This is a genomic window from Dactylosporangium sp. NPDC049140, from assembly GCF_040648435.1.
Window position 1 is genome coordinate 50,908 of the sequence record NZ_JBEZDS010000016.1, and the last position, 12,420, is coordinate 63,327.

At 71.2% G+C, this 12,420-nt stretch carries 10 protein-coding genes and 2 tRNA genes; 2 read left to right on the top strand and 10 right to left on the bottom strand.

Going from position 1 to position 12,420, the window contains the following annotated elements; all coding sequences use genetic code 11:
- Positions 1 to 144: 144 nt before the first annotated feature.
- The gene (locus AB0B76_RS25505; RefSeq protein WP_360379761.1) at positions 145 to 786 is read right to left on the bottom strand and encodes a response regulator transcription factor; all 642 of its coding nucleotides are present in this window, start codon (positions 784 to 786) and stop codon (positions 145 to 147) included.
- Positions 738 to 2,015 (bottom strand): sensor domain-containing protein, encoded by a 1,278-nt coding sequence (locus tag AB0B76_RS25510; RefSeq protein WP_360379764.1) that lies wholly within the window; start codon positions 2,013 to 2,015, stop codon positions 738 to 740. Before AB0B76_RS25510 ends, AB0B76_RS25505 begins: the two co-directional genes overlap by 49 nt.
- 107 nt (positions 2,016 to 2,122) lie before the next feature.
- Between AB0B76_RS25510 and AB0B76_RS25515 the strand changes: the two genes are divergently transcribed.
- On the top strand, positions 2,123 to 4,171 hold the full coding sequence (locus AB0B76_RS25515; RefSeq protein ID WP_360379767.1) for an MMPL family transporter: 2,049 nt from the start codon (positions 2,123 to 2,125) through the stop codon (positions 4,169 to 4,171).
- On the opposite strand, the gene AB0B76_RS25520 is transcribed toward AB0B76_RS25515, so the two are convergent.
- The 6 genes from AB0B76_RS25520 to AB0B76_RS25545 form a co-directional block, all read right to left on the bottom strand.
- Positions 4,162 to 4,368 (bottom strand): helix-turn-helix transcriptional regulator, encoded by a 207-nt coding sequence (locus AB0B76_RS25520; RefSeq protein WP_360379769.1) that lies wholly within the window; start codon positions 4,366 to 4,368, stop codon positions 4,162 to 4,164. The genes AB0B76_RS25515 and AB0B76_RS25520 overlap by 10 nt on opposite strands.
- Positions 4,369 to 4,541: 173 nt before the next feature.
- Positions 4,542 to 4,618, bottom strand: a tRNA-Met gene (locus AB0B76_RS25525).
- 143 nt (positions 4,619 to 4,761) lie between these two features.
- Positions 4,762 to 5,100, bottom strand: coding sequence for a hypothetical protein (locus tag AB0B76_RS25530; protein WP_360379772.1), 339 nt, complete (start codon positions 5,098 to 5,100; stop codon positions 4,762 to 4,764).
- A gap of 199 nt (positions 5,101 to 5,299) precedes the next feature.
- Positions 5,300 to 5,373, bottom strand: a tRNA-Met gene (locus AB0B76_RS25535).
- Between the two features lie 119 nt (positions 5,374 to 5,492).
- A complete protein-coding gene (locus tag AB0B76_RS25540; RefSeq protein WP_360379774.1) occupies positions 5,493 to 8,507 on the bottom strand; it encodes a UPF0182 family protein in 3,015 nt (1,004 codons plus the stop codon).
- A 43-nt stretch (positions 8,508 to 8,550) separates the two neighbouring features.
- Positions 8,551 to 9,585 (bottom strand): PDZ domain-containing protein, encoded by a 1,035-nt coding sequence (locus AB0B76_RS25545; protein ID WP_360379777.1) that lies wholly within the window; start codon positions 9,583 to 9,585, stop codon positions 8,551 to 8,553.
- A gap of 56 nt (positions 9,586 to 9,641) precedes the next feature.
- Between AB0B76_RS25545 and AB0B76_RS25550 the strand changes: the two genes are divergently transcribed.
- Positions 9,642 to 10,997, top strand: coding sequence for a zinc-dependent metalloprotease (locus AB0B76_RS25550; protein WP_360379780.1), 1,356 nt, complete (start codon positions 9,642 to 9,644; stop codon positions 10,995 to 10,997).
- 6 nt (positions 10,998 to 11,003) lie between these two features.
- On the opposite strand, the gene AB0B76_RS25555 is transcribed toward AB0B76_RS25550, so the two are convergent.
- Together AB0B76_RS25555 and AB0B76_RS25560 are read right to left on the bottom strand one after the other, a co-directional pair.
- Positions 11,004 to 11,594, bottom strand: coding sequence for a hypothetical protein (locus AB0B76_RS25555; protein ID WP_360379782.1), 591 nt, complete (start codon positions 11,592 to 11,594; stop codon positions 11,004 to 11,006).
- Positions 11,591 to 12,115 (bottom strand): M48 family metallopeptidase, encoded by a 525-nt coding sequence (locus tag AB0B76_RS25560; RefSeq protein ID WP_360379784.1) that lies wholly within the window; start codon positions 12,113 to 12,115, stop codon positions 11,591 to 11,593. The genes AB0B76_RS25555 and AB0B76_RS25560 overlap by 4 nt, the downstream gene beginning before the upstream one ends.
- Between the last annotated feature and the right edge of the window lie 305 nt (positions 12,116 to 12,420).

Consider the following 12,420-nt stretch of genomic DNA (forward strand, 5'->3'; position numbering starts at 1 on the left):
TATCCGGGCGGCGTATTCTCTGACCGTTGTGCGAAACGCACGTTGAACATGGTGGGCAACCCCGCAACGCGCGTGAAGCGTCCAACACCGGGGTGGAAGGTGCGGCACCACGGTGTGGTGTAACAGGGGGCACCTTCCACCCGCTCAGCCCCCGAGGTAGGCCAGCACCGCCATCACACGGCGGTTGTCGTCGTCGGACGGCGGCAGGCCGAGCTTGGCGAAGATGCTGTTGATGTGCTTGCTGACCGCCTTGTCGGTGACGAAGAGGCGGCTCGCGATCGCGGCGTTGGAGCGGCCCTCGGCCATCAGGCCCAGCACCTCGCGCTCGCGGGCGGTCAGCGCGTCCAGCGGGCCGGCCGGGCGGCGGGCCAGCAGCGCCGCCACGACCTTCGGGTCCATCACCGTGCCGCCGCCGGCGACCCGGCGTACCGCGTCGATGAACTGCCCGACGTTGGCGACCCGGTCCTTGAGCAGGTAGCCGACGCCGCCGAGCTCGGCCGCCAGCAGGTCGCGGGCGTACAGCTGCTCGACGTGCTGCGAGAGCACCAGGACCGGCAGCCCGGGCACCCGCTCCCGCGCGGCGATCGCGGCCTGCAGGCCCTCGTCGGTGAAGGTGGGCGGCAGCCGCACGTCGACGACCGCGATGTCGGGGCGGTGCGCCAGCAGGGCGGGCAGGAGGGACGGTCCGTTGTCGACGGACGCGACGACCTCGAAGTCGAACGCCTGCAGGATGTGTATCAGCCCGTCCCGGAGGAGGGCGAGGTCCTCGGCGATGACAACGCGCACGGCAGCTCCATCGTCACGGTGGTGGGTCCGCCCGGCGGACTGTCCACCGACATGGTGCCATCGAAGGCGGCGAGGCGGCGCCCTATGCCCAGCAGCCCGCTGCCCCCGGCGGGGTCGGCCCCGCCCCGGCCGTCGTCGCGCACCACGATGCCGATGCAATTTCGCCGGTACCGCACGAGCACCCACACCCGCGAGGCGCCCCCGTGCTTCACGGCGTTGGCGAGGGTCTCGGCGACCGCGAAGTAGGCCGCCGACTCCAGCGGGGCGAGCGGCCGCCCGGGCAGGTCGATCTCCACCTCGACCGGCAGCGGCAGCGTCAGCGCCAGCGCGCGCACGGCCCCGTCGAGCCCGCGCTCGGCGAGCACCGGCGGGTGGATGCCGCGGACCAGGTCGCGCAGCTCCTCGAGGGCCAGGCCGCTGTACTCCCGCGCCTGCGCCATCAGCCGCTGCGCCGTCTCCGGGTCGCGCCCCATCAGCTCCTCGGCGAGCCCGATCTTCATGCTCAGCGCGACGAGCCGGGCCTGGGCCCCGTCGTGCAGGTTGCGCTCGATCCGCCGCAGCTCGCTCGCCTGCGCGTCGACGGTCTCGGTGCGGGTCTGGGTCAGGTGGTCGACCCGCAGGGCCAGCGCGGCGGCGCGGGTCGGGCCGAGCAGGGCGGCGCCGAACCGCCCGAACCAGCGCAGGGCCCGCGGCGCGAACGTCAGCCCGGCGGCCAGGAAGGCGACGCCCTGGGGCCAGCCGAGCACGGCCTGCACCTCGTTGCGCAGCGGCCAGAACACGCCGTAGCCGTACCAGTCGAGGAGGCCGTAGAGCAGGACGGGTACACCCAGGATGCCCTCGACCCCGTAGACGGTCAGCGCCGCGGGCACGATCAGCAGGGGCGCGGCGACGTAGACCGACACCATCAGCCAGAGCAGGTCGCGCCAGGTGGCGGCGTCGGTCATCACCCAGCGGTACGTGCCCCAGACCCCGAGCCGCTCCGGCCGCGGCCGGTAGGGGCTCGCGATCTCGACCCCGGTCCACTGGGCCAGGGTCCGCCGGTAGTGGTCGGTGACGGCCCGGACCACCAGCGCGAGCACCGGCACGAGGAAGATCCCGAGGCCGGCGACGGACAGCAGGACCCCGACCACGAACAGCCCGAACAGCGCGGCGTTGACCGCCAGCACGCCGACCGCCAGCAGCAGCCCGCGCAGGCCGGCCACTAGGCCCCGCACCACCCAGACACGCACGGTGCCATTCTCGCCCATCGCCGCGCGCCGGTCGGTGGTGCTGGCTCCACCATGGCCGGGGAGCTGCCGCTCCTGACCGGCGTGCGCCCGGCGCCTTGGATCGAAGCATGCGCTACAGACTGCTGACTCTGGCCCTCTGGGTCGTCATCGCGGCCGGGCTGGGCCCGCTCGCGATGAAGCTCACCGACGTCCAGGACAACGACTCCCTGGGCTCGCTGCCCGCCGCGGCCGAGGCGACCCGGGCCGCGGCCCGCGCCGAGGCCGCCTTCCCGGAGCCGGACGCGCTCGTGGCCGTGGCCGTGTACGTGCGCGAGTCCGGCCTCACCGCCGCCGACCGGGCCAAGGTCGACGCCGACCGGGCCGCGTTCGCCGCAAACGCACAGGGCGGCCTCGTTCCCGAGCCCGCCCCGGCCGCCGACGGCCAGGCGCTACTGCTGACCTTCCCGGTCACGGGCGACGTCGCCCCGATCCGCCAGCGGCTCGCCGAGCAGACCCCCGACGGGCTGCGCACCGCGCTGACCGGCTCGGCCGCGGCCGAGGACGACCTGGGCGAGGCGTTCTCCGGCCTCGACCTGACGCTGCTGCTCGCCACCGTGGGCGCGGTCGCGCTGTTGCTGCTGCTGACGTACCGCAGCCCCGTGCTCTGGCTCATCCCCCTGCTGACCGCGGGCATCGCGAGCCAGTGCGCGGGCGGCATCGTCTACCTGCTCGTGCGGCACACCGGGCTGACCGTCGACCTGCAGAGCCAGAACATCATGACCATCCTGTCCATCGGCGTCGGCGTCGACTACGCGCTGCTGCTCATCTCCCGGTACCGCGAGGAGCTGCGCCGCCACGAGAACCGCCACACGGCGATGGCGGTGGCCCTGCGCCGCTCGTTCCCGGCGATCTGCGCGTCGGCGATCACCGTCGCGCTCGGCCTGCTCTGCCTGCTCGCCGCCGACCTGCCGGCCACCCGCGGCCTCGGCCCGGTGGGCGCGATCGCGGTCGTGACGACCCTGGCCGCGATGACCACGCTGCTGCCGGCCCTGCTCGTGCTGCTCGGCCGCTGGATCTTCTGGCCGTTCGTGCCCCGCGCCGGCGCTCCGGCCTCCGCCTCCTGGTCGTCGCGCGTGGCCCGGCTCGTCGGCGACCACGCCCGCCCGGTCTGGCTCGCCACCGCCGCCGTCCTGGCCGCGCTCACCATCGGCATCGGCCACCTGAGCATCGGCCTGCCCGCCGACGAGACGTTCACCAAGGAGGTGGGCTCGATCACCGGCCAGCGGCTCATCGAGCGCCACTACCCCGGCGGCACCCTGGCCCCCGCGGTCATCACGGCGACCGCCGGCACCGCGACCGAGGTCGCCGACGCCGCCCGCCGCGTCGAGGGAGTGGCGGCCGTCGGCGCGCCGGCGCGGTCGGCGGACGGCCGCTGGGCGCGCATCGAGGCCACGCTGGCGTCGGAGCCGACCTCGCCGGAGGCGGTGCGGACCCTGGAGCGGCTGCGCACCGCGGTGCACTCGGTGCCCTCGTCGGACGCGCTGGTCGGCGGCGACACCGCGACCGAGGCCGACGGCGACGCAGTCACGAGCCGGGACAACCGCGTGGTCGTCCCGCTGGTGCTGGCCGTGGTCCTGCTGGTGCTGATCGTCCTGCTGCGCGCTCTGGTCGCCCCGCTGGTGCTGCTGGCGAGCGTGGTCCTGTCGTACGCGGCCGCCCTCGGCGCCGCCGGCCTGATCCTGGACGCGATCGGCCACCCGCGCCTGTGGAGCGCGGTGCCGCTGCAGACGTTCCTGTTCATCGTCGCCCTGGGCGTCGACTACACGATCTTCCTGATGACGAGGGCGCGCGAGGAGACCGCCCGGCTCGGCCACCACCGGGGCGTGCTGCACGCCCTGACCGTGACCGGGGGCGTCGTCACGAGCGCGGGAGTGGTACTGGCGGCGACGTTCGCGGCGCTGACGGTCCTGCCAATGGTCCCGTCGGTCCAGATCGGGGTCATCGTCAGCGTGGGCGTACTGATCGACACCCTGCTGGTGCGGAGCCTGCTGGTGCCGGCCGTGACCCTCCACATAGGACCTCGGGTCTGGTGGCCGGCCGCCCGCCGGGGTCCGGTCGCCGACGCCGACGCCGACGGCTCCGAACAGCCGGACCGCGTCGCGGGGGCCTACCGCTGATCGCCGGTCCGCAGGGCGTTGGTCAGCTGGACCTGGGAGTTGACGCCGAGCTTGGCGAAGATCGCGCGCAGGTGGGTGCCGATCGTGTTCGCGGACACGCCGAGCTCGGCGGCGGCCGAGCGGTTGGTGTGGCCGGCGACGATGAGGCCGGCGACGCGGGCCTCGGTCTCGGTCGTGGCGCCCATCCGCTGAGCCATGAACCGTTCCGCGTCGGGGCGATGGCGTTGTCGAACTCGGAGACGAGGTACCAGGACGGCTTCGTCCGCCAGCCGGCCGCCGTCAGCGGCTCCGTGAGGCGGTCCGATCAATGCGGCCGACCCAGGTGAGGAATTGCGAAAGGCCCTCGCCGCAATGACGAGGGCCTTTCATTTGGTAGCGGGGACAGGATTTGAACCTGCGGCCTCTGGGTTATGAGCCCAGCGAGCTACCGAGCTGCTCCACCCCGCGTCGCAAACAAAACCCTACAGGAACCCGACAACAAACCCAACTCAATAACGCCGCCCGTCAAAAGCGAACGCCCCCTGCGCAGGATTTGCACCGGCGACCTCTGGGTTATGAGCGCACCTTGAGCCGTCTCGGGCGCGGGTCCGTCAGGCACAGGCCTTCTGCAGCGAATCAACGGCGTCGGCCAGCGGACCGGCGACGCGGGCGGCGTCCTCGAACGGTGGACACCGGCCAGCGAATCCTCCGCCGAGAGTGTCGTGAGCGCCGTGACCAGCGTGCCGAGCGCCGTACGCAGCCGCCGGGTCGGCGGCCAGCGGCTGGAGCCCACCGAGCCGGTGCGACCAGGTGCCGGCCTGGTCCTGGATGGCGTTCTTCGTCTGACGGGCCGTGATGAGCGCGCCGAACTGCTTCGTGAGCGTGTCGACGTAGGCATTATTCACCAGCGTCGCGGCCGCGGCGCAGATCCCCTTGCACAATGGACGCACGCCGAGGAGCGCCCCACTCTGCAGCGAAGTCTCTCTCTACTCTCTCTCCCCGCCCACCCGCCGAGCGCCCACCGACGCAGTTGAGGGGGCGTGGGTGGAGCAAAGCTCCCCCACTCTTCAGGAGCGAGCGAAGCGAGCGGAAAAGGCGACTCATTAAAAGGCGAACGGCCCCTGCGTGAGCAGGGGCCGTTCAAATGAGTAGCGGGGACAGGATTTGAACCTGCGACCTCTGGGTTATGAGCCCAGCGAGCTACCGAGCTGCTCCACCCCGCGTCGGCTTGTATAGATTAGCGCACGGGTGCGCGTGGTTCCAAATCGCTGAAGGGTGACCGTGTCGGGTGTCACCCGGGCCGGGGTCGTTACCCCGGCCCGGACGGCAATGACCTGCCCGATCAGCCCGACGACGGCTGGACCGACGGCGACGGCGAGGCGCCCGCCGACGTGGTGTTGCCCGGCGAACCGCTCGGGGACGGGCTCGCACCCGCCGCCTTCGTGGCCTCCTGGTACCGCGCTATCGCGTCCTGCAGCGCCTTGAGGGCCTTGCCGTACGCCTCGAAGTCGCCCGACTGCTGGGCCGCCTTGAGGTCGGCTATCGCCTTGTTCATCGCGGCTATGGCCTCCTGGACCTGGGGCGTGCCCTGGGTGCCTGGATTGCCGGTCGTGCCCTGGTCGGTGTTGCCGTTGTCGGTCTGGGGCACCGGCGCCTGGCCGGTCAGCTGTTTGACGAGCTGATCCAGGCCCGATGCGAGGTCGTCGGCGTAGGCCATGTACTTCGGGCCGTAGGCGACGAGCACCTTCTGCAGGCGCGGGAACGCGGTTTCGTTCTTCGCCTTCAGATAGATCGGCTCGACGTACAACATGCCGTTGGCCACCGGCAGGGACAGCAGGTTTCCGTAGAACACGTCGGAGTTCTGCGAGCTGAACTGGGTCAGCTCGCGTCTGGCGTCCGCGATCGACGTCATGCTGCTGTGGGTCTGGTTCGGGCCCTGGATCGCGGTGTTGGCCGGTAGCTCCAGCACCTCGAAGCGGGGCTGGCCGTTGACGTACGACGCCGACATCAGCGCCGCCAGGTTGCCGCGCTTGCGCGGGGCCATCGCGGCGGTGAGCTGGAAGCGGGCGTCGTTCTGGCCGGGCAGCTGGGCGACGAGGTAGTACGGCGGCTGGTCGGCCGTCGCGTTCGCCGGGTCCTTCGGGACCTCCCAGAAGTCCTGGCCGGAGAAGAAGCCCTCGGGCGACGTGACGTGGAAGCGGCTGAGCAGGTCACGCTGGACCTTGAACTGGTCCTCCGGGTACCGCAGGTGGTCCATCAGGCTCGGCGAGATCGCCGAGCGCGGCTGGACCAGCTTGCCGCCGAAGGCCTTGTTCCAGGTCTTGAGCACCGGGTCGCTCTCGTCGAACGCGTAGAGCTTGACCTCGCCGGTGTACGCGTCGACCGTCGCCTTGACCGAGTTGCGCAGGTAGTTGACGTCCTGGCGCGGCTCCGGGAACACCCGGCCGCCGGTCGAGGAGTCCTGGATCGCGGTGTTCCAGTCGATCTTCTGCGCGTACGGGTAGGTCGCCGACGTGGTGTACCCGTCGATGATCCACTGGATCTTGCCGTCCACGACCGCCGGGTACGGGTCGCTGTCCAGCGTCAGGAACGGCGCGATGTTGCGCACCCGGGTCTCCGGGTCACGGACGTACAGCACCTTCGAGTGGTCGTTGAGCACGCCGGAGAGCAGGAAGTTGGTCTCGCGGAAGTACGACGCGTAGAGCAGCCGGCGCCAGAAGGTGTTCACGTCGACGCCGCCGCTGCCGTCGTACGTCGAGTACTGGTCCTGGTCGCCCGAGCCGCCGGTCGGCCGGTCGAACTCGGCGTTGCGGTCGGCGGTCTTGCCCTTGCCGACGATCGCGTAGACGTCGCCCATCTGCTCGCCGTAGTAGATCTGCGGATGGGTGACCTTGATCTGGTCCTCGTCCGAGGCGCACTGCTCGCTGCCCTGGTCGTCGGGCTTGGTGTTGTCGCTGAGGAAGCCGGAGACGTAGAACGGCTGGCCCCCGCAGACGACCTGGTTGGCCGGGGCCGCGACGAAGCCGTAGCCGTGCGTGTAGACGCTGTGCCGGTTCTGCCAGTTGTTCTGCTGGAGCTGGTCGTAGCGGATCTCCCGGACGCCCACGATGTAGTCCTGGGTGCGGGACTTCCCCGTCTTGGGGTCGGTCAGCGAGTACCGGTCGATGTCCAGCTTCGGGTTGAACTCGTAGAAGCCGCGGACCTGCTGCTGCTGGGTGTACGTGTCACCGACGACGGCCGGGTCGAGCAGCCGGATGTTGTTGACGGTCGGGTCGGTGCCGTTGATCAGCGATTGGGGCGGACTGGTGTTGTCCGCCGCGTACGGCGTCACCTGCACGTCCTTCAAGCCGTAGGCCTCGCGGGTGGCGTCGATCGCGTACTTGAAGTACGGCGCCTCCTTCTGCAGCTGGCTCGGCTTGACGGTGAACGACTGCACCGCGGCCGGGTAGATGCCGCCGACCGCCACCGCCGACAGCGCCAGCAGGCCGAGCGCCAGGCCGGGCCATACCAGGTTGCGCATGAAGGCGTTGGAGAACACGAGAATGGCGATGGCGACCACGATGGAGATCCACGCGAGGATCTCCTTGGCCGGCAGAAGAGCATTGATGTTGGTGTACCCGGCGCCGTACAGATCCTGCGTGGGGAACTTGTCGAGCAGCAGGCCGCGGCGGTCCAGGAAGTACGCCGCCGCCTTGAGCAGCACGAAGGCCGCGACGAGGGTGGTCAGGTGGGCCCGCGCCGCGGCCGTCATCCGCTCGCCGGCGCCCTGCAGGCGCACCCCGCCGAAGAGGTAGTGCAGCGCGAGCGCGCCGATCAGCGAGAAGACCACGGCGGTGAAGGCGACGCCCAGCAGGTACCGCCAGAACGGGTACTCGAACACGTAGAACGACAGGTCCACGTGGAACTGCGGGTCGGTCTGGCCGAACGGGGTGCTGTTGCTGAACAGCATCCAGTCCTGCCAGTGGCCCTGTGCCGAGAGGCCGGAGAACAGCCCGATCAGGCCGGCGACCAGGACGATCCAGCCGGTCATGTGCGGCAGCAGGAACAGGCGGTAGCGGTCCAGCGCGTGCTGCTCGGCCGAGTGCGGCCGCAGCAGCGGGCGGGTGCGGTAGGCCAGGTAGAGGTTGGCGGCGATGACGAGCCCGACGGCCACGCCGAAGATCGCGAACATCCAGATCCGCGTCGTGAGCACCCCGGTGAAGACCTGGGGGTACTTGACCTCGGAGAACCACAGATAGTCGGCCCACGCCCCGACCACCCGGTCGAACAACGTGAACAGCAGGAAGACGACCACCAGGACGGCGATCGTGACCCGCCCTCGCCGGCTCACCCTGGTCATTGGATTACGCATTACCACGGTCGGCTCCGCCCGTTCGCGTATGGAAACTCGTCCAGCGTAGTCATCGGCTACACAGCGTCGGCGTCCGACCGGCTCGCAGCGTGTCGAGCGCGGTCAGCGCGTCGTCGATGTTGTTCACTTTGATCAAGGGCAGGCCCGCCTGCGGGTTGTCCATCGCCTCGCCGCAGTTGGCCGCGGGCGTGAGGAACACCTTGGCCCCGGCGGCCTTCGCGGCCACGAGCTTCTGCGGGATGCCGCCGATCGGGCCGACAGCGCCGGCGTCGTCGATCGTGCCGGTCCCGGCGATGACTATGCCGCCCGTGAGGTCCTCGGGCTTGATCGTGTCGATGATGCCCAGCGTGAACATCAGGCCGGCCGACGGGCCGCCGATGCGGTCGAGCTGGATCGTCAGCTTGAAGGGGTGCGGCTGGCTGGTGCCGGCCTGGATGCCGATGCGCGGGCTGCCGTCGTCGCCGGCCTTGGTCGCGACCTCGACGGTCTGCGTCTGCCCGCCCCGCACGATCTCGATCTGGTGCGTCGTGCCGGCCGGCTTGGCCCGCACGAGCTGGGTGAGCTTGTCGGGGCTGTCCACCGCGGTGCCGTCCACGGACTTGATGACGTCGTCCTTCTGCAGCTTGCCCTCGGCCGGGAAACCGGCGCTGACCTCGGCCACGGTGACCATGACCGGGTAGCCGAGCTCGCGCAGGGCGACGGTCTCGGCCGACGTCTGCGACTGCTGGAAGTCGCGGGCGTTGTCCTCGTCGACCTGCTGCTGGGTGCGGTCCGGCGGGTAGATGAGCTCGCGCGGCACGACCGCCCGGTCCTGCTGCCACCAGCCGATCATGGCGTCGAGCAGGGTCATGTCCGGCTGGACCGAGACGGTGGTCATGCGCAGCTGACCCTTGGACTTGGTGGCCTCGGCCCCGTCGACGCTGATGATCGGGTGTCCGCCGGGCTTGCCCGTGTCTGTGCCGAGCGTGTCGTACGTCGGGCCGGGGCCCATCTCGACGTACGGCACCTTGACCACGGTCGCCTGCCAAGCCAGCACCAACAGGAGCAGCGCGCCGAACAGCACGGTCAGCCCACGACGTCTCATGGCGGCGAGCCTAGCGCTCCCGGCCCGGAGCACCTGGAAGCGAGTACCTTTGGGGAATGCCAGCAGACATCCCGTTCGGCTTCGGTCCGTCCGGCGGCGACGTGCCGGATCCGAACGATCCGCGCCAGATGCAGCAATTCCTGAGCCAGCTGCAACAGTTGTTCGCCACGCCCGGTGGCGGTCCGGTCAACTGGGATCTGGCGCGACAGCTGGCTCAGGCCCACCTCACCGGGGCCGGCCCGGCGGCCGGCGTGTCGCAGTTCCCGGTCGGCTTCGCGATGCCCGGCACCCCGTTGCCGACGGCGGAGCCGAGCGACCCGGACGCCGCCAAGCCCGTCGGCGACCCGGCCGTGACGGCCGTCGAGCGCGCCGCGGTCATCGAGGCCCTGCGCCTGGCCGACCTGTGGCTCGAGCCGGAGTCCTCGCTGCCCTCCGGCGTCCGGTCGACGGCCGCCTGGAGCCGCGGCGAGTGGCTCAACCAGACCCTGCCGATCTGGCGCAAGCTCTGCGACCCGGTGGCGGCCCGCATGGTCTCGGCGATGACCGAGCTCGTGCCCGAGGAGATGCGCGCCCAGATGGGGCCGATGACCTCGATGGTGGCCTCGCTCGGCGGGGCGCTGCTCGGCGGTCAGCTGGGCACCGCGCTGGGTTCGCTGGCGGCCGAGGTCCTGTCGGCCGGCGACATCGGCCTGCCCCTCGGCCCGGCCGGCACGGCGGCACTGGTGCCGGCGAACATCGCGGAGTACGGCAAAGGGCTGGAAATCCCCGACGACCAGGTCCGTCTCTATGTGGCCCTGCGCGAGGCGGCCCACCAACGGCTCTTCGGGCACGTCCCGTGGCTGCGTGGACACGTCTTCGCCGCCGTCGAGGCCTACGCGGCCGGCATCCACGTCGACCGCGAGGCGATCGAGGAGGCGATGAGCCGCATCGACCCCTCCACGCTGGGCAACGACCCGCAGGAGCTGGTGCTCGAGGGCATCTTCACACCCGAGGACACGCCGCAGCAGCGCGCGGCCCTGGCCCGGCTCGAGACGGCGCTCGCGCTCGTCGAGGGCTGGGTCTGCCACGTGGTGGACCGCGCGGCCGGCGACCGCCTGCCCGACGTCGTGAAGCTCTCCGAGGCCTTCCGCCGCCGCCGCGCGGCCGGCGGCCCGGCCGAGCAGACGTTCGCGGCCCTGGTCGGCCTGGAGCTGCGGCCGCGGCGGCTGCGCGAGGCCACGGCGCTGTGGAACGCGCTCACCGAGCACCGCGGGGTCAGCGGGCGCGACGCGCTCTGGGGCCACCCGGACCTGCTGCCCGACGAGGAGGCGTTCGCCGACCCGGACATGTTCGCGCGGACCCAGCTCGACCTCGGCGACCTCGGCTTCAACGACGAGACCGGCACCGCGGAAGAGCCCAAGCCCGAGGACTGAACCAGGTCAGGTCAGCAGCGCGCGGGTCGCGTCCCAGCCGTCCAGCCCGAGATCCAGGCGACGGAGGTCTTCGGGGCCGCGCAGGCGGTGCCAGCCCGGCGCGGAGGCGACCATTGTCGGCTCCGGGGCCGGGCGGCGCGCCGCGGCCACGTCGCCGGTCTCGGCGTCGAGCTCGGGCACCCACTCCGGCAGCGGCAGGCGGGCGGCCGCGCCGAGCAGGCCCCCGTTGTGCGCCGGGGCGACCGCCAGGTGGCGGGTCGACAGCGGTCGCAGCAGCTTGCCCACGAGCATGGCCGGGAGGTCGGGGGCGTCGGCGACCAGTACCGCCGCCTTGTCGTGCCCGTCGGCGGCCGCGGCGGCGAGCGCGGCGCGGATGGTCGGGGCCGGGATCTCGTAGATCCGGGTCGACGGCCAGGCGATCTTGGCGGCCAGGGGCAGGTCGGCCGTGATGGCGGCGATGGCCGGCTGGACGCGCGGCAGCGGGGTCAGCAGGTCGACGAGATCCTCGGCCATGGCCGAGCGCCAGGTGTCGGGGTCGGTACCGGGCGGAGCCCAGACGACCGGCACGAGTAGCGCGACGACGGCGGCAACCGTCATTCGGTGATCCCAAGACCGGCGGCCGCTGACACCCCCTCAAGATACCCCCGGGCGCGCTCCGACTTCGGATAGCGGGCAACCAGGGCCCAGAAGGCGCTGCTGTGGCTCGGGATGACCAGGTGTGACAGCTCGTGCAGCAGCACGTAGTCGATGACCCAGTCGGGCATCTCCTGCACGCGGTGGGAGATCCGGATGGTACCGTCGGCCGGCGTGCAAGATCCCCAACGCCCGTTCTGGTTCTGCACCCAGCGAACGCTCGCCGGGCGGGCGGCCGAAGGATGGTCGGGCAGGTAGCGGGCCGCGAGGCGTTGCGCCCGACCGGCCAGCTCCACATCGGTCCGCCGTGCTCGCTGCTCCCGCACCGCCAGGCGCTCGAGCATCCGGTCGACCCACTCGCGCTCTTCGGCGCGGGAGAACTGGGCCGGAATCAGCACCACCACACGCTCGCCGTCACGGTACGCCGACACCGTGCGACGGCGGCGCTTGCTGCGCCGCACCTCAATGACCGGCTTGCGGGTCATGCCGGCCGCCCCCCTCGGGTCCCGCTCACGGGGGAACGCTAGCCGGAGGAAGCCATCCCTTCGCAAGGCCCAATCTCTGGGAGCGCGTCCGTAAGTCACCCATTCGTGGGCACTCGCCGGAAAGATTCCGCCGGAAGTCCGGCCTGCTCCGGGTACCCGCGACGATTTCATCCACAGCAACCCACACCGTTGCCCACACGGTTATCCCCAGGCTGTGCATAGTGTGTACGGTGCGGTTAGAGGAAGATCTTCCGATTACGCTCGGCGTGTCCCGTCTAACCGCACTTTCCCCGAGTGTCCGACAA

Coding starts and splice junctions, on each gene's coding strand:
- AB0B76_RS25515 (WP_360379767.1), top strand. CDS start 2,123: ATGCGCTACAGACTGCTGACTCTGGCCCTCTGGGTCGTCATCGCGGCC.
- AB0B76_RS25520 (WP_360379769.1), bottom strand. CDS start 4,368: ATGGCTCAGCGGATGGGCGCCACGACCGAGACCGAGGCCCGCGTCGCC.
- AB0B76_RS25545 (WP_360379777.1), bottom strand. CDS start 9,585: ATGAGACGTCGTGGGCTGACCGTGCTGTTCGGCGCGCTGCTCCTGTTG.
- AB0B76_RS25550 (WP_360379780.1), top strand. CDS start 9,642: ATGCCAGCAGACATCCCGTTCGGCTTCGGTCCGTCCGGCGGCGACGTG.
- AB0B76_RS25555 (WP_360379782.1), bottom strand. CDS start 11,594: ATGACGGTTGCCGCCGTCGTCGCGCTACTCGTGCCGGTCGTCTGGGCT.
- AB0B76_RS25560 (WP_360379784.1), bottom strand. CDS start 12,115: ATGACCCGCAAGCCGGTCATTGAGGTGCGGCGCAGCAAGCGCCGCCGT.